The 17265-nt window shown below is 41.8% G+C and carries 16 protein-coding genes and 2 pseudogenes; 10 read left to right on the top strand and 8 right to left on the bottom strand.

Annotated features, from left to right (window positions below; translation table 11 throughout):
- Positions 1-74: 74 nt before the first annotated feature.
- Positions 75-242 carry an aspartyl-phosphate phosphatase Spo0E family protein gene (locus tag H540_RS0122955; protein ID WP_028402547.1) on the bottom strand — a complete coding sequence of 56 codons (168 nt, stop codon included), beginning with the start codon at positions 240-242 and terminating at the stop codon, positions 75-77.
- Between the two features lie 265 nt (positions 243-507).
- Between H540_RS0122955 and H540_RS0122960 the strand changes: the two genes are divergently transcribed.
- Positions 508-1404, top strand: a complete 897-nt coding sequence (locus tag H540_RS0122960; RefSeq protein ID WP_034671776.1) for a fumarylacetoacetate hydrolase family protein — start codon at positions 508-510, stop codon at positions 1402-1404.
- A 202-nt stretch (positions 1405-1606) separates the two neighbouring features.
- Positions 1607-1981, top strand: coding sequence for a YisL family protein (locus tag H540_RS0122965; protein ID WP_028402549.1), 375 nt, complete (start codon positions 1607-1609; stop codon positions 1979-1981).
- A gap of 28 nt (positions 1982-2009) precedes the next feature.
- Here H540_RS0122965 and H540_RS0122970 read toward each other — a convergent pair whose 3' ends face one another.
- A complete protein-coding gene (locus H540_RS0122970) occupies positions 2010-2561 on the bottom strand; it encodes a DUF2777 family protein (protein ID WP_028402550.1) in 552 nt (183 codons plus the stop codon).
- A gap of 157 nt (positions 2562-2718) precedes the next feature.
- Here H540_RS0122970 and asnB point away from each other — a divergent pair, with 157 nt between their 5' ends.
- Positions 2719-4563: an asparagine synthase (glutamine-hydrolyzing) gene (gene asnB / locus H540_RS0122975; RefSeq protein ID WP_028402551.1), complete on the top strand. Its 1845-nt coding sequence runs from the start codon at positions 2719-2721 to the stop codon at positions 4561-4563.
- Between the two features lie 336 nt (positions 4564-4899).
- Here asnB and H540_RS0122980 read toward each other — a convergent pair whose 3' ends face one another.
- The 3 genes from H540_RS0122980 to H540_RS0122990 all read right to left on the bottom strand — a co-directional run bounded on the left by H540_RS0122980 (position 4900) and on the right by H540_RS0122990 (position 8621).
- Positions 4900-5265 carry a P-II family nitrogen regulator gene (locus H540_RS0122980; protein ID WP_028402552.1) on the bottom strand — a complete coding sequence of 122 codons (366 nt, stop codon included), beginning with the start codon at positions 5263-5265 and terminating at the stop codon, positions 4900-4902.
- A 15-nt stretch (positions 5266-5280) separates the two neighbouring features.
- Positions 5281-6504: an ammonium transporter gene (locus H540_RS0122985; protein ID WP_028402553.1), complete on the bottom strand. Its 1224-nt coding sequence runs from the start codon at positions 6502-6504 to the stop codon at positions 5281-5283.
- Between the two features lie 356 nt (positions 6505-6860).
- Positions 6861-8621: an alpha-glycosidase gene (locus tag H540_RS0122990; protein WP_028402554.1), complete on the bottom strand. Its 1761-nt coding sequence runs from the start codon at positions 8619-8621 to the stop codon at positions 6861-6863.
- Between the two features lie 475 nt (positions 8622-9096).
- Between H540_RS0122990 and H540_RS0123000 the strand changes: the two genes are divergently transcribed.
- From H540_RS0123000 to H540_RS30700, 4 genes and pseudogenes are all read left to right on the top strand, one after another.
- Positions 9097-10344: an extracellular solute-binding protein gene (locus H540_RS0123000; protein ID WP_028402555.1), complete on the top strand. Its 1248-nt coding sequence runs from the start codon at positions 9097-9099 to the stop codon at positions 10342-10344.
- Positions 10345-10367: 23 nt separating this feature from the next.
- Positions 10368-10478: pseudogene (locus H540_RS32570) on the top strand (sugar ABC transporter permease); the annotation flags it as partial.
- A 28-nt stretch (positions 10479-10506) separates the two neighbouring features.
- Complete coding sequence (locus tag H540_RS0123005; protein ID WP_028402556.1) at positions 10507-12039, top strand: alpha-amylase family glycosyl hydrolase; 1533 nt, start codon at positions 10507-10509, stop codon at positions 12037-12039.
- 141 nt (positions 12040-12180) lie between these two features.
- Positions 12181-12796 (top strand): annotated as a pseudogene (locus H540_RS30700) (substrate-binding domain-containing protein); the annotation flags it as partial.
- A 206-nt stretch (positions 12797-13002) separates the two neighbouring features.
- On the opposite strand, the gene trhA reads toward H540_RS30700, so the two are convergent.
- Positions 13003-13653 carry a PAQR family membrane homeostasis protein TrhA gene (gene trhA, locus H540_RS0123015; RefSeq protein ID WP_028402557.1) on the bottom strand — a complete coding sequence of 217 codons (651 nt, stop codon included), beginning with the start codon at positions 13651-13653 and terminating at the stop codon, positions 13003-13005.
- Positions 13654-13793: 140 nt separating this feature from the next.
- Between trhA and H540_RS0123020 the strand changes: the two genes are divergently transcribed.
- Positions 13794-14378 carry a DUF1836 domain-containing protein gene (locus H540_RS0123020; protein ID WP_028402558.1) on the top strand — a complete coding sequence of 195 codons (585 nt, stop codon included), beginning with the start codon at positions 13794-13796 and terminating at the stop codon, positions 14376-14378.
- A 33-nt stretch (positions 14379-14411) separates the two neighbouring features.
- Here H540_RS0123020 and H540_RS0123025 read toward each other — a convergent pair whose 3' ends face one another.
- Positions 14412-14903, bottom strand: coding sequence for a YajQ family cyclic di-GMP-binding protein (locus H540_RS0123025; RefSeq protein WP_028402559.1), 492 nt, complete (start codon positions 14901-14903; stop codon positions 14412-14414).
- Between the two features lie 140 nt (positions 14904-15043).
- Here H540_RS0123025 and H540_RS0123030 point away from each other — a divergent pair, with 140 nt between their 5' ends.
- Positions 15044-15898: a CvfB family protein gene (locus H540_RS0123030; RefSeq protein WP_028402560.1), complete on the top strand. Its 855-nt coding sequence runs from the start codon at positions 15044-15046 to the stop codon at positions 15896-15898.
- A gap of 278 nt (positions 15899-16176) precedes the next feature.
- Here H540_RS0123030 and H540_RS32575 read toward each other — a convergent pair whose 3' ends face one another.
- Entirely contained in the window at positions 16177-16308 is a 132-nt protein-coding gene (locus H540_RS32575) for a DUF3941 domain-containing protein (protein ID WP_081415249.1), read from the bottom strand.
- Positions 16309-16401: 93 nt separating this feature from the next.
- Here H540_RS32575 and H540_RS0123040 point away from each other — a divergent pair, with 93 nt between their 5' ends.
- Entirely contained in the window at positions 16402-17259 is an 858-nt protein-coding gene (locus tag H540_RS0123040) for a YitT family protein (protein WP_028402561.1), read from the top strand.
- Positions 17260-17265: the final 6 nt, after the last annotated feature.

The raw sequence follows: 17265 nt of genomic DNA on the forward strand, positions 1-17265 counted from the left end.
TGTATGGACGTTTTCCCCAGAATGTGTATAAAAATTATGAAAAAGGAAAAGGCACACTCGTCCGAGAGTGTACCTTACATTTCTTGATTTTTGATGTTGCAATCGATTTGCAGAAGCAGGACAATATTTAGCAGCTTGTCCAGTTCCTGACTGCAGGAAACGGTTTTCTTTGCGGTCATCCCGTAGCGTTCTGCCAAGTACTTCATCTTTTCGCGCTTTTTTTCAATCACTTGTTCGAACATACGCTTAGCTCCACCTCTTTAGGATTTTAAAGAGTGCTCCCAACACCATTCCCTTCTTTATAATTCATATTATACAATGTTTTATTCAAAAGAAAACCGTTTCGATAAAAGAAGGGAAATTTCTACAAAGTTTTGCAATATAGTATCTTCGTATACAAAAAAATACTTGAAATAGAAGTAAGTTTTCGACGAAATCAGCAGGAATTTTTCTGTAAGGCTCCGAATGTATTGTAAGATACTAGCTGTGACATGGAGTGTGAAAACAATGCAATTTGTAACGGCAAAAAAAGAAGAAAAGGTGTTTGTGGGGATTGTGGACGAATCTTTTCGAACAGTGCTGCACATGAGAGAAGCACAAAAAGCGATGGGTGGGAAAGTGACCATTCCCATTACCATGGCAGAGTGCATAGAAGCAGGAGAGGCTTTCATAAAGCAAGCAGAAGAAGTTATGAAGTGGGCCAAAGAACAAGAAAAGCCAGCCGGCCAGTATACGCTAGAAGAAGTGAAGTTGTTGGCACCGATTCCGCGGCCGCGAAAAAATATTATATGTGTCGGAAAGAATTATAAAGAACACGCCCTTGAAATGGGCAGCGATAAACCAGAGCATATTATTTTTTTTACGAAAGCTCCCACAACTGTGGTCGGACAGCATGATTACATCCATAGCTATCCGCATTTAACGCATGAATTGGATTATGAGGGTGAACTGGCTGTTGTAATCGGAAAGAAGGGAAAAAGCATTTCTGCCGAAGAGGCGCTTTCGCATGTATTCGGCTATACAATTGTCAATGATATTACCGCGCGTGATATTCAAAGCCGCCATAAGCAATTTTTTCTTGGAAAAAGCTTCGATACGTTTTGTCCGATGGGACCGATTCTTGTCCACCGTACAAGGATTGAAAGCCCGGATGATTTAGTAATTGAAACGAAGGTGAATGGAGAAGTGCGGCAATCATCCCGTACGTCAGAAATGCTGTTTCACATTGCAGAAATCATTTCTGTTTTAAGTCAAGGAATGACGCTGGAGCCAGGAGACATCATCGCGACAGGAACGCCTGCCGGTGTCGGAAAAGGCTTTCAGCCGCCGCGCTTTTTAAAGCCGGGAGATGTAGTGGAAGTAACAGTAGAGAAGATTGGCACGCTGCGAAATACTGTGAAATAGAGAGCGGATTCTCCTTAGGGAGAATCCGTTTCGTATATAAGGATAAGAAAGTATAAAACTGGAGACATGTCTGGTTCTGCACCTGAGCGAGCCGGTTGCGCTTTTCTTATCCATTACCGTAAATAATGAAGAAGAATCATTTCGCGAAATAAGCTGGACATGATATGATGTAAAAGGAATTGATCATTAAAGGAGGATTTATATGACAACACATTGGCACATTACGTCATGGATGATTGGGATTATCGTATTTTTTGCTGCATATGCTATGTACAAAAATAGAAATCCAAAAGCGAAAATCGTACATATGATTGACCGTCTCATGTATATTGTCATCATCGTAACAGGCTTTTTGCTGTATGTGCCTGTTATGAAATATGGCAGCGGAACTGACCATATGTGGTACGGCTTTAAAATGCTGGCAGGTATCTGGGTAATCGGTTCTATGGAAATGGTGCTAATCCGGACAAGCAAAGGGAAAAGCACAAACGGCGCTTGGATTCAATTTGTCATTGCTATTCTCGTTGTGCTGTATCTTGGATTGCGTCTTCCGCAAGGCTGGCATCCATTCGCATAAAAAAACTGCCTGAAAACGGGCAGTTTTTTTATTTTGTGACGGATATACAACTGCCATCAGCCTTTGTAAAAGAAAATACATCTTTTCTCGTATGCATATCCCTTATGTAATGATGATGGAGCGAGCAAATCATGTCTCCGTTGTCATAGACTATGAAATTTACCCCTTGCCGTGGATATTTCGTCACCTGGAAAAATAAAAAGTTATGACAGTAGATGCTGTCATATAAGGAGTACTCTAATTTTTCTAGCGTTTCTATAAAAACACCAAATGCTTCATCAGACAATTCTTGCAGCCATTCGCTATATACATATTGTAGCTTTTTGCGGACGCGAATCATTTCTCCGTTTTGCAGCGGATGTATGTCGTTGTCGATTTTCAGTAAATCATCCTCATAAAAGCGGGCGGGCAGCCAATGATTGTTATACAGGATTTCAAAATCATCTTCTATTACATCCCCAAGTAAAAACGCTTCGTCACTTTCTTCTTCAAAAAATACCCATTCTTCATTGATGTATTCCACGTTTCCGATCGTGTGTGCACGCGGCTGGCTGTGCATGATGTGATAGCGATTTTTCATAAAGGCCTCCTTGCATCGTTTCTGTCCTTGTTATAGACAGTTCTGGCGCAATTTAAACAAACAAAAAAACGAATGCACCCGTCTTTGCATTTGGGCATACAATGAAAGCAACTTGCAGTGTAAGGAAGTTCATTTTCATAGTGAAAGGATGAGAAACATGTGTGGAATTACTGGTTGGATTGATTACGGCCGTTCTTTGCTGCATGAGAAGGAAATTGTTGCAAACATGGCGTGCACGCTGTCCAAACGCGGACCTGACGATACGAATGTATGGACGACAACGCACGCGGCATTTGGCCATAAACGTCTCGTTGTAGTTGATCCGGAGGGCGGCAAACAGCCGATGACGCGAACGAAGCAGCATGCGTATACGATTTGTTATAACGGAGAGCTGTATAATACAGAGGATTTACGTAAAGAGCTGCTGCAAAGAGGATACACGTTTCAAGGGCATTCCGACACAGAGGTGCTGCTGACGGCTTATATAGAATGGGAAGAAAAGTGCGTGGACTATTTAAACGGTATTTTCGCGTTTGCCGTTTGGGATGCAGGCAAAGAAAAGATGTTTATCGCTCGCGACCGACTAGGCGTGAAGCCGTTGTTTTATAAAGAAGATGCAAAGCGGCTGCTGTTCGGTTCTGAATTAAAAGCAATTTTGGCACACCCGGAAGTAAAAGCGGAAGTGACACATGAAGGCTTATCGGAAGTATTAGGTTTAGGGCCTTCCCGTTCTCCAGGGCACGGTATATTCGCGGGTGTGAAAGAATTGCGTCCCGGGCATGCTCTGACGTTTTCAAAGGACGGTCTGAAGGTATGGCGATACTGGAATGTGAAAAGCGAACAGCATACGGACAGCTTTGATGTGACAGTGGAAAAAGTTCACTTTTTATTAAAAGATGCGATTACGAGACAGCTCGTATCGGATGTTCCTCTTTGTACATTTTTATCAGGCGGCGTAGATTCCAGTGCGATTACAGCCTTTGCTGCAATGGCATACGAGCAAGAGGGGAAAGATGCGCTCCACACGTACTCTATTGATTATGAGGATAATGAAAAATATTTTAAATCCAATGCATTTCAGCCAAATTCCGACGGTCCATGGATTGAGCTTATGTCTCAAACATTCGGAACGAACCATCACCGCTGCGTCATTTCCAACGAAGATTTGGCGAAGCATTTAACAGAGGCAGTCATTGTCAGGGATTTGCCGGGAATGGCGGATATAGATTCTTCTTTATTATGGTTCTGCCGTGAAATTAAGAAGGACTTTGTCGTGAGTCTATCTGGAGAATGTGCAGATGAGATTTTCGGAGGCTATCCATGGTTTTATAGAGAAGATGATTTGCAGTCTAGCAATTTTCCATGGATGCGTTCGACACAAGCGCGTGAAAACTTACTGAAGCAGGAATGGAGAGAGAAGCTGAAGCTGCGTGAGTACGTGCAGCAGCGTTACGATGAAACGGTGAAAGAAACGCCTGCATTAGAAGGCGAAAGTCCGTTAGAAGCAAAAAGACGTCAGCTGTTTTATTTAAATATGGTTTGGTTCATGACAACACTTTTGGACCGGAAAGACCGCATGAGCATGGGCGCAAGTCTAGAAGTGCGCGTGCCGTTTGCAGATCATCGTCTCGTGGAATACGCCTGGAATATTCCTTGGGCTATGAAAATGTATAACAATCGGGAGAAAGGATTGCTTCGCAAAGCGCTTGAAGGCGTGCTCCCGGAAGATGTGCTGTACCGAAAGAAAAGCCCGTATCCGAAGACGCACAATCCGCATTATACAAAGGCGGTTACACAGTGGCTGACTTCATTGCTGCAGGATAAAAATTCCGTGCTGCATGAATTCTTTAATCGTGATCAGCTTAATAGCCTCATTGCAACGGAAGGAAAAACGTTTACGGTTCCATGGTTCGGGCAATTGATGACAGGACCGCAGCTTCTCGCGCATTTGGCGCAGATACACGTTTGGTTCGATCATTACAATATTTCTATTAAGGAGTAAGACAGCCGTGATGGCTGTCTTTTTTTTGAGTGAAATTTTGTATAAGTTTTTTATAATATTTACATAATGAAAGAGCTGTGGAGTGTTCCACAGCTCTTCTTATATATACAAGTGAATAAAAAAGCCGTCTTTTTATAGTGGGGAGAGATCATCCGGCGACGTGCAGAAGCGGTCAAACCTTTGTAGTGGTTCATGCAAGGGTAAACCAGAGAGAAGAAGCATACCATACTCCCTTTTCGTTGCACATCGCACATGGAAATGTCGAAATTATCATTCACTCATATATAGCTCCACCGGCTAGGTGCTGCCACCTGAGCGAGCCGGTGGAGCTTTTCTTTATGCTTCATCATTTTGCAAGGCCTGACAGCCTTCTTCGCCTGTACGAATTTTAATAGCATTGGCAATTTCATAAATGAAGATTTTGCCGTCGCCTGGTTTTCCGGTTTTTAATATGCGCTTGGCGGTGTCTACTACGTCTTGGACCGGCACCTTGCATACAACGATTTCTATTTTAATGCGTTCGTGCATACTAATCTCTCTTTTTACTCCGCGGTATACTTCTGTAAAGCCTTTTTGCAATCCGCAGCCTAATACGTTTGAAACAGTAATACCGCTTACGCCGATTTTCGCCAGCTCTTGCTTAAACTCTTCAAACTTTGTAGGACGTGTAATAATCTCGATTTTCGTCAGCTTGTCGCTCATATCATCACCCTCTTCTTATAAACTTTCATGATATGCTTTTTCGCCATGCATGGAGATGTCAAGACCGAGTGCTTCTTCTTCTTCATTGGCACGTACAGGTATTACGAGACTAATAGCTTTGATGATTAAAAATGTTGCGACTGCAGCGAACACATATGTTGCGCCAATGGCAATCGCTTGTTTTCCTAATAAAGCTGCATTGCCGTAGAAGAGACCGTCAGCCCCTGCTTCGTTTACACTTTTTGTTGCGAACAAGCCTGTTGCGATGCCGCCCCAAGTTCCGCCGATGCCATGGCAGCCGAATGCGTCAAGCGCATCATCGTAGCCGAGCTTTTTCTTCATATAGAATACGGCAAAGTAGCAAATCGCTCCGCCAAGAAAACCGATAACAATAGAAGAAATTGGTGTAACAAATCCGCAGGCCGGCGTGATTGCGACAAGGCCGGATATGGCGCCGCTCACTGCGCCGAGAACAGTCGGTTTTTTTGTGAAAATCCATTCGCATACAACCCAGGAGATTGCGGCCATTGCAGCTGCAGTGTTTGTGTTGATGAAGGCAGTTAAAGCTACATCGTTTAGTGTAAGTGCGCTTCCTACGTTAAAACCAAACCAGCCAAACCATAGAAGTCCTGCGCCGAGCACTGTAAACGGCAGATGGTGCGGTGCTGATGCGTGTGCATCTTTTCGTTTGCCGAGATAGATTGCGAGAACAAGACCGGACACGCCGGATGTAATATGAACAACGTTTCCGCCTGCAAAGTCAAGTGCGCCGAGTTCGCGCAGCCAGCCGCCTACACCCCATACCCAGTGAGCAACCGGATCATATACAATTGTTGTCCAAAGAAGAATGAAGACGATGAAAGCGGAAAATCTCATGCGCTCCGCGAATGCTCCGGAAATTAAAGCTGGTGTCAAGATTGCGAACATAAGCTGGAACATCATAAATAAGTTATGAGGAAGCGTGGCGCTGTAGTCCTTGTTCGGAGCGAACGTTACATCTTTAAGTCCGATCCAATCGAGCCCGCCGATTAAGCCTTTCCAGTCAGGGCCGAAAGAAAGAGAGTATCCGATTAAAATCCATTGAATAGACACGATAGCCATTGCCCCATAGCTGTGCATCGTAGTACTCAATACGTTTTTGCTTTTTACCATCCCGCCGTAAAACAATGCAAGTCCTGGTGTCATCAACATAACCATTACCGTAGCCAAAAAGAGAAAGACCGTATCGCCGATATTAATACCTGCCATCTTGTAACTCCTCCGTTTCATATAAATTTCGTAAAGCGTTAGAAAAAAAACAATAAGTTCGTAAATTAGTATTTCTTATGTTAGGTTTCCTAACACTATATGTTATATTTAGTATCATATTCAATTTACCTAAAGTTTGCAAGACTAAATTATCGAAAAAATGTAAAAATTACATTGTGAATGAGCCTGATTTATTTGAAAACGCTAACACATGTAATAAAACATGACATGTATGCATAGTGCGTTTATTTGCATAAAAATAAAACCCTTAAGCTCCTGCACAGGAACTTAAGGGTTTTATAATTTATGTTTTGAAAAAGGGAACCTGTCGAGGTTCCCTTTTGCTATTAAAACTCTAGTATGATAAAGCCGTGCGGCGCAAGGACTGCAGCTACGCTTTTTGCTTCGTATGCGAATTCCTCGCCTGTCAGTACGTTTGTTACTTTTTTGCCTTTTAAGTCAAGCGGTATAATTGCTGTAATTTCTTGATCTGAGTTGTTAAAGGCAAACAGCAGGGTTTGATCTTCGAACGTTTTCGTGTACATCACATGATTTGTTTCATTATTTGCTGTAACAAATTGGAATGTACCGCGGTTTCCAAATGCCGGGCTTTCTTTGCGCAAGCGAACGATGCGGGCGATATAGTCAAACATTTCGCGGTCTTGTTGTTCTTTATCCCAAATCATGCATTTGCGGCAGCCTGGGTCTTGCTCGCCGGTCATGCTGATTTCATCTCCATAGTAAATACACGGAGTACCTGGGGAAGAAAGAAGGAAGGTGAACAATTGCTTCGTTTTTTCTTTATTGTCTTTACATACAGTTAAGATACGAGATGTATCATGGCTTCCGAGCAGGTTAAATGCTGCTTCCATCGCGTTTTCCGGATACCTGATGAGAGCTTCTGTTGTTTTATATATAAACTCTTGTGCAGTAATCTCTTCTTTTGCAAAGAATTGGATAGCCGCATGCGAATACGGGTAGTTCATTACTGCGTCGAACTGGTCTCCCTGCAGCCATGGCATAGAGTCATGCCAAATTTCCCCAAGGATATATACATCCGGTTTAATCGCTTTTACTTCTTTGCGGAATTCGCGCCAGAAATCATGACCGACTTCATTGGCAACGTCAAGGCGCCAGCCGTCAATATCGAATTCTCTTACCCAGTAACGGCCGACCTCCAATAAATATTCGCGCGCTTCTGGATGAGCCGTATTTAATTTTGGCATCATAGGGGTGAATGCGAAGGTATCATAGTTTGGCATAGGCTCTGTTTGAACAGGGTAATCCCATACATAGAACCAATCCTTATATGGGGAGTTTTCTCCGTTTTTAAGCACATCCTGGAACTGAGGGAAATGGAAGCCGCTATGATTGAAAACAGCGTCAAGCATGACTTTAATTCCATTTTCGTGGCAAACGTGTACGAGCCGTTTAAAGGTTTCTTTGTCTCCGAACTGCGGGTCAATTTCCATATAGTCTACTGTATCGTATTTATGATTTGTTGTAGCTTTGAAAATCGGCGTGAAATAAATACCCGTTACACCTAATTGAACGAGGTAATCAATATGCTGGATTACACCTTCAAAGTCGCCTCCAAAGAAGTTGGTCGGTGTCGGATCCTCGCTTCCCCATGGTAAAGCACCTTCCGGATCGTTCGACAGATCACCGTTTCCGAAGCGTTCCGGGAAGATTTGATACCAAACGGTGTCGCGTACCCATGACGGAGCGGAAAAGACATCTTCCGGGTTCAAGTAGGGGAAACAGAAATAGGGAGCTATATCGTCAGTCACAGGCTCACGGAAAAAGCCTTTTTCTGTATAAACTAACGATTCATCACCGCTCTTTAGCTCAAATCCGTAGCGAAGTCGGCGGAAGTCAGGTTCAATGGCAATAAACCAATAATCAAACATCTCGGTTGCCGCCATTTTTTTCATTGGAGCTGCTTCGTATTGCCAAGCTCCTTCACCCCATTTGTACGGGTCGCCATGAATGAGTGTTACTTTTTCAACATCATTTTTCTTTGTTCGTAAACGAATATGCAATGTTTTTGTGTCGTAAGCGTATGCGAAATTGTTTTTTGGACGATGGTAAATAGCTTCTTTTATCACGATGTACTCCTCCTTGTATAAGGCAAGCGTTTGCTTTTTTATAAGAAAGTATAAAATTTCGCGCCCATGTGTTCCTTCCTTCTGTTCGCATTATGAAACACTTAGTAAAAAGACAGAGGGAAGCTATTATACTTGGCAGACACTCTACACCCATTTAAAAAAGAGCGGATGGTTTTTCTCAATTGTTAAGATTATTTATTATTTGTTGTTCCTCAAGTCAATTGTAATATACTGATAAATGTTTTCCTGTATATAAAGAAGGAAGGATGGTAAAGTCCGCAGAAAATTTTAAATTTCGAAAAATGCCCCCCTTGGATTTGAAGGGAATTGTCGAATGAAAAAGATTCATTATAATAAGGACATGAAAGAAGAAATCGTTTTTGATAGCTTTACAAACTCGCAAGAAGTTTGTATAAACGATTGATTAAAAGTTTACTCATTTGTTTTATTATTTTGGGAGAGGGGTCTTTACCTTATGAAGAAAGCATTATCCTTATTAACTATATCTGTTTTAGCAGCTAGTATGCTCGTTGCTTGCGAATCGAAAGACGGTGATAAAAAAGCTGCTGGGGATAAAGATGCAGCCGACAAGACCCTTATAGTTTGGGAAGATAAGGACAAGAAAATCGGTTTAATGAGTGCTGTTGCAAAGTTTGAAAAAGAAAACAACGTCACAATAAAAGTAAAAGAAATCAGCATGAAAAAGCAATTGAAGCTGCTTCGTCTTGACGGTCCTGCCGGAACAGGAGCGGATGTATTTACAATTCCGTATGACCAAATCGGTGGTGCGGTAACAGAAGGATTAATCAGTGAATTAAAAGTTGATTCATCTGTGACAAATAAATATACTGAGTCTGCAATTCAAGCAGAAACTTATAATGGCAAACTATATGGTCTTCCAAAAGCAATTGAAACAGCTGTATTTATCTATAATAAAAAGTTAATGCCAAATGCTCCAGCTACAATGGACGAGGTTTATAACTTCGCTAAAGGTTTCACAAAGAACGGTAACTACGGCTTCCTTGCACCTTGGAATAACTTTTACTTTGCGTATGGTCCAATCGGCGGTTTCGGCGGATATGTATTTGAGCAAAAAGATGGAATATACGATCCTACTAAGCTTGGGGTGAACAACGACGGCGCAGTAACAGGCGCAGACTACATTCGAAAATGGTATAAAGAAGGGCTATTCCCGAAAGAAATCATCGGTGAAAAGGGTGGAACACAAATGGATGACTTATTCACTAGCGGAAAAGCAGCTTCTATGATTTCCAACCGATGGTCATTTCCGTATAAAGCAGCGAACATCGATTACGGTGTAGCTCCGCTTCCGAAGCTTCCTAACGGCGAGCCGCAGAAATCTTTCATAGGCGTTACAGGGTGGCACGTATCTTCTTACTCTAAAAACAAAGATCTTGCAGTTAAGTTCGTAGAATTTATTACAAATGAAGAAAATGCGAAAATTCGTTTTGAGAAAACAAAAGAAATTCCGCCGATAAAAGCATTGGCTAACGATCCAAGTATCGCTGAAGATCCAGGTGTAAAAGCTGTGGCTGCACAATCTAAATATGCAGTTCTAATGCCGAATAACTTAGAAATGGACAAAGTATGGAAGCCTGCTAATGACGCTCTTCAATTAATCGTGACCGGCAAATCAGAGCCTAAAAGAGCTCTTGACGAAGCGGTGAAGCAAATCGGGACAAATATCAAAATAAATTACTAAAAGTAATGAAACTGTGAAACAGAAATGAATTCACGAAATTTTCCGTAAGGTCTGTCCTAATTGCAGTTCCAATTGCTATACTATTCTTGTCATTGCAAAAGTACTTCAGTTCAACAGCTGGGGGTACGAAAAAGAATAGTGGGGGAGGAAGGAGGAGCGGAGATGTGCAAAAGAGTGATGACGCTATTGCTAATCCCGTTTCTTCTTTTTTATGGACAGTCTGCGAAGGCTGCTGAAAAAGAAGAAAGAACTTGGCAGGATGAAATAATATATTTCATTATGGTCGACAGGTTCAACAATGGGGATAAGAAAAATGATTACAATGTGGATCCGACAAATTTGAAAGCGTATAATGGGGGCGACCTGCAGGGGATTATCGAGCGCCTTGATTATATTCAAAAGATGGGATTTACAGCGATTTGCCTGACGCCGGTCGTCGATAATGAAGAGGGCGGATATCACGGCTATTGGCCAAATGATTACTTTAAGGTAGAAGAACATTTCGGATCCATGAAAGACTTGAAGCAGCTTGTGAAAGAAGTGCACAAGCGCGATATGAAGATAATTCTTGATTTTGTCGGGAACCATACGGGATATAAGCATCCGTGGCTGAACGATCCTACAAAAAAGGATTGGTACCATGAGAAGCAGCCCATTCTTGGTGAGGATCAACAATCTGTAGAAAACGGGTGGCTGGCCGGACTGCCTGATTTAAAACAAGAAAATCCAGAAGTGAAGAAGTTTCTTATTGATAATGCGAAGTGGTGGATTCGACAAACGGATGTAGACGGCTTTCGTTTAGACGCAGTAAAACATGTTCCGAAAGAGTTCTGGAGTGAGTTTAGCAAAGAAGTGAAATCTGTAAAGCCGAATTTTTTCTTAATGGGTGAAGTATCTAACAACGATCCGACGTATATCGCAGCCTATGAAGAAACGGGAATTGATGCATTTTTGAATTTCCCTTATCAAAAAGAAATTACAGACGCTTTTGGCAAGCCGGATGTATCAGCAGACCGTCTTTATAATGAATGGAAGCGAGATGAACAATTCTACAAGAATCCTTACATGCTCGGCACATTCATTGATAACCATGATGTAAAGCGTTTTACGCGGGTTGCTAAGGAGAATAAGTATTATCCTCCGACGCGTTTGAAACTGGCGCTCACATACTTATATACATCTCCCGGGATTCCCATTGTGTACTATGGAACAGAGATCGCGCTTGACGGGGGAGAAGCTCCGGATAACCGCCGTTTAATGGATTTTAACACAGATGAGAAGTTTTTAGGGTTTATTACCAAGCTTGGGGAACTGCGCAATCAGCTTCCTGCCTTGCGCCGCGGTACATTTGATTTGCTGTATGACAAAGACGGAATGAGTGTATTTAAACGTACTTATAAGAATGAAACGATTGTTGTCGCAATCAATAATACGACGAAAGCACAAAAAGTCCACTTTACAACAGAGCAGCTGGAAACAAATAAAGAGCTCCGTGGTCTGTTGGAAGATGATCTTGTTCGTTCTGAAAAGGACGGATATACGCTCGTCATCGATCGTGAAAAAGCGAACGTATACGCCCTTGCAGAGAAAACAGGGCTCAATTTGCCCTTTATTTTTTCATTGATTGGTATGTGTGTGCTGTTTATAATTTTCATTCTGTTAGTTAAAAGAAAGAGCAGAGAGCATAAACAATAATTTTCGCGTCCGGACACAAATCAAAGAATTGTTTATTTACCGGAGGGAAGCTGGGTAAACTATTGGACAGATGAAGCGGGTGCGTATAAATCATTCTGGAAAAGCATGCAATTGATTCTTCACAACTGTCCGAATGAAGCGCAAAGCTTTCCATTTGTTTTGATTGGAAAGCCGCACCATTCCAGCGAAGAGATTACATATATTGATAACGATAATTATTTGGCTGGTCGAGAGGTGACCGAATACTTAATCTCTCGGTCATGAGCGAATTGCTTTTATCGGAGGAAGTCCGGATCTTATGGTAACGAAAGAACGGCTGACGGGCTTTAAAGAGGCCATCAAGCTTGCCGATCTTCAATTGCCGGAAGAATACGTTTTCTACATGGAGTTTTTACGAGAAGGAGGACAGGAGGCTGTCGAACAGCTTATGTCATACGAACAGCCTCCTACAGCGATTGTCGTAACGGACGATTTAATGGCTCTCGGGGTGTTGAGCACTCTTTCAGAAAAAGGCTACAGTGTGCCTGACGACGTCTCGGTCATCAGCTTTAACAACGTTATTTTCTCGGAAATTGCCTGCCCGCCGTTAACCTCTGTGGATATCCGTATTTTTCAGCTCGGCTTCGAAGCTGCCAAGAGCTTAATTGAAAAAGTTGAGTCTCCGCAGCAATCGTCTAGAAGCATTGTTGTACCGTATAAGATTGTAAAGCGGCAAACATGCAAACAAATTGATAGGGGTCAGCTATGTACGTTTTAACATAGCTGTTTCTCGATAAAAGCGCAATCGGTTGCATTTGTCATAAGGGAAAAGGTGTGAGGCTATAAAACGATTATTTCAAGTAGATAAGTGGAAGATCATTGAAACAGAATTTCATATGGAACATGATCATATCAATAGTTCAAACGTATTTTAAGGTGCAAGGCAGATACATATCTCTGCCCTGCACCTTATTTTCATAAACCTCATCCAATTACAAACAAAAACACACATAAGAAATGAGCCAAGCTTCCAAGCAGGATGAATATATGAAAAATCTCATGGAAGCCCATATATTTGAATTCTAGAAATTTTGGCTTAACCCCGTAAATAACTCCGCCGATTGTATAGAAAATTCCGCCAAGCATTAATAGGAACAGGCCTTTAGCGCTTAAAGCTGCAGCGAGCGGTGAAGCGGCAAAAACGATCATCCATCCCATCGCGATATACAGGGCTGTGGACAGCCATCTTGGGCAAGCGAACCAAACCATCTTGAAAATGATTCCGCATAAAGCTACAAAGACTACGGTCGAAAACAAGATCCATCCTGTCGTTCCGTTTAAGCTAATCAGGCAAAAAGGCGTATAGGAGCCCGCGATTAACACGAAAATCATGGAATGGTCCAAGCGTCTGAGAAATGCGATGACATGATCTTTAGCGATTACCATATGGTAGGTTGCGGAAGCAGAGTAGAGAAGGATCATGCTTACTCCAAAAATGATTACAGCTGTTATCGCAACTGCGGATGCTGTAGTAACGGAAGCTTTAATTACCATAGCGAGCAGGGCGACAAAGGATAAAATGGCGCCGGCTAAATGTGTAAGTCCGTTAATCGGTTCCCGAATATAATACTTCATAAAAATCCCCCTTAACCATTATATGTAGTTATTGATACTACATATAATATTATACGTATAATGATATGTAGTCAATATTTACTTAGGAATTTATCTAAGCTATAATAAATGCTATAAAATGAGGAAATAGGTGTTTTACTGTGGGAAAATTAGATGATATGCTCGAGCAGCTTAACGTGGAAAATAACATTAGGTTGGAAGATATCCCTAAAATAGACTTGTACATGGATCAGGTGATTCAGTTATTCGAAAGCAAATTTGGCAAATCGACAAGAAATGAAGATGAAAAGGTTTTAACAAAAACGATGATTAACAACTATGCCAAAGGGAAGCTGCTTGTTCCCATTAAAAATAAAAAGTATTCGAAGGAGCATCTTATTTTAATCAGCTTCATTTATCAGTTAAAAGGTGCATTATCTATAAATGATATAAAGACTGTATTGGACGGGATAAACGAAAAGATACTTGAAGGGAATTTCAATTTAGATGCTTTATATAATAGCTACCTTAGTCTCTTCACTAAAAATGTAGAGAGCTTCAAAGAGGATATACAAGATCGGGCTAAAGGGGCAAATGAAGAAGCGGTGAAGATGGAAGATGAAAATGCGGAATATCTAGAGAAAGTTTTATTGATTGCCTCGCTTGTCAACATTAGCAATTTATATAGAAAAGCGGCAGAAAAGCTTGTGGATGAAATTGCTGAAGCAAAGAAAAGCAAGCAATAAGAAAAGCGCCTCACACGTGAGGCGCTTTTTTTGTTAACGATAGTTAATAAATTGCACATCAACTGATAAATCAGCTTGGCGAACTGCTGCAATGACCGCTTGCAGATCATCACGGTTTTTGCCGGTTACACGAACTTGGTCGTCCTGTACTTGGCTTTTTACTTTAAGCTTTAAATCTTTGATGATGTTATTGATTTTCTTGGCGTTATCTCTATCAATGCCTTGCTTCAACGATGCGCGCTGGCGCACTGTTCCGCCTGAGGCATTTTCAATTTTGCCGTAGTCCATATTTTTAATAGGGATGCCGCGCTTCACGAGCTTGCTGATCAGCACATCCTTTAATTGACCAAGCTTATATTCATCATCAGAAACGAGAATAAGCTCTTCTTTTTCAAGGGAAATATTGCTTTTGCTTCCCTTAAAATCGTAGCGGGTTTGAATTTCCTTCAAGGCAAGACTTACCGCGTTTGTAACCTCTGGCATTTCTACTTTGGATACAATATCAAATGAACTTTCTTTTGACATAAGGACACCTCCATCAAACTTGTCTATCTTCATTATAAGGAAATTTGGTAAAATGGACAAATGCAGGAAAAAACATGTTATAATGATTCGTTGTTTGGCACACTAGGAAGAGGATATTTAATTAAGAAAGGGATGTAGCTATGATACTGCAACCAGGAAGTATTCAAATGGTGACCGTGCTCCGCGAAACGGAAATCGGCTATATGGTAGGATACGGCACAGAAGAAGTGTTTTTACATAGAAACGAAGTGGCAGGCGAAATCGAAGAAGGAGATTCAATCGATGTGTTCTTGTATTACGATCATCAAGGACGTCTTACATCTACGATGAAAACGCCGCTTATCACGACAGAGGATTATAACTGGGCAAAGGTTGTAAAAGTTATGCCTCGTTCAGGCGTATTTGTCGACATCGGCGTCTCAAAGGATATTTTGATGCCGCACGACGAACTGCCAGGATATAGAGGCGTATGGCCGAATGAAGGAGATGAGCTGTACTGCCGCTTAAAGGCGACAGGCAGAGGGAATTTAATAGCGATTCGAGCTGCGGATGAAGAGATTGAGGAATTGGCTGTGGCTGCAACTGAATCGATGCATAATAAAAATATAAGCGGCCGTATTTATAAAACGATGCACGAGGGCTCTGCCATTTTCACGGACGAGCATTTTATCGGCTTTATTCATCATACAGAGCGCAAAGCAGAGCCGTGCATGGGCGAGCGTGTATCAGGCCGCATTATTAATGTAAAGGAAGACGGGACTATCAACGTTTCGCTTCTGCCTCGTAAACAAGAAGGAATGGACGAGGATTCGCAGACGATTTACAGCTATATGGAAGATCGCGGCGGAGCGATGCCTTATTGGGATAAAAGTTTTCCAGAGGATATCCAAGAGCGCTTCAATATGAGCAAAGCAGCGTTCAAGCGCGCTCTCGGCAAGCTTATGAAAGATGGGAAAGTATACCAAGAAGAGGGCTGGACGTACTTTAAAAGATAAGAAAAACCCTGCTGATGCAGGGTTTTTTCTTGCGTGATAAACAATGTGGCATCCGAGGATGTATAGCTGTATTTTGGATGGTTGCGCTTGCGATGTTTTCGGCTCCTTCTTTTAAACATCAGGCGTGCAGTATATGACATATAAAAGAATAAACCTGTGTGTTCAGCAAAAAACATAGGAGAGGGCATCGTGAAGGCTTTGACCGCAGCTAAACTTGGCAGGCACACTATGCCATCTAAAAAGAAATGAGCACGGGCTTCTCCCGTGCTAAGTCCTTCTTATAAATGATCTGTTTTCTCAGAATAAGAATTCTTGCCGCGGCGGGCATTCTCAGCTGCTTTCATATTTTTTTGATGCCTTTTTGCGTTATTATCTTTTGCTTTTTTATCGTTGTCGCTTGTCTTTGCCATACTTATACCTCCTTGTACGGTTCTGTGTTTAGCTTCCCCGTTTCCGTACAGACTATGTATAAGAAGAGGCGGCAGTGGGAGGAGGACGTAAGTTTGGATGTTAAATTGAACTATGCAGAGCTTGCGAAGAAGCTGTTTATTGTGCTGCTTGGAGGCGTGTTGAATGCCGTTGCCATGAATTTGTTTTTAATTCCGGCCAACGTATATGCAAGCGGCTTTGCCGGCTTGGCGCAGCTTTTGTCACGCGTGCTCGGCGATTTTACGGCGATCAGCATTTCAACTGGTATATTGTACATTATATTTAATATTCCTGTTGTTATTTTAGCGTGGATAAAGGTCGGAAAATCGTTCACGCTGTTCAGCTTTATCAGCATCGCTTTTACCACGCTGTTTCTGGAAATCATACCTATTAAGACCGTATCGACCGATATTATTTTAAATGCAGTGTTTGGCGGGGTAATTGCAGCCATCGGAGTTGGTTTAACGCTGAAATGGGGCGCTTCAACAGGCGGATTGGATATTGTGGCAATGATTTTGTCGCGTATTAAGGATAAACCGCTTGGTACATATTTCTTTATATTCAATGCTTTTATCATTCTGACAGCAGGTTATTTATACGGATGGGAGAAGGCATTGTACACGCTTGTATCATTATATGCATCCACGCGTGTCATCGACACGATTCATACACGCCATGTGAAACTCACTGCGTTCATCGTCACAAAAAAAGGCGTCGAATTGCGAAAAGCCGTTCATTCGCATCTTGTAAGGGGCATTACTACATTGCCTGCGACAGGTGCGTTTACGAATAAAAACAAAGAAATGCTGATGATTGTTATCACCCGTTATGAATTGTATGATTTGCAGCGAATTATTCATGAAGTAGATCCGAACGCGTTTACGAATGTTGTACATACAGAAAGTGTGCTTGGTTTGTTCCGAAAAGATTAAAACGAG

Origin of the sequence: Ectobacillus panaciterrae DSM 19096 (assembly GCF_000430785.1) — a bacterium.
In the GTDB taxonomy this organism is placed as follows: Bacteria; Bacillota; Bacilli; order Bacillales; family Bacillaceae_G; genus Ectobacillus; species Ectobacillus panaciterrae.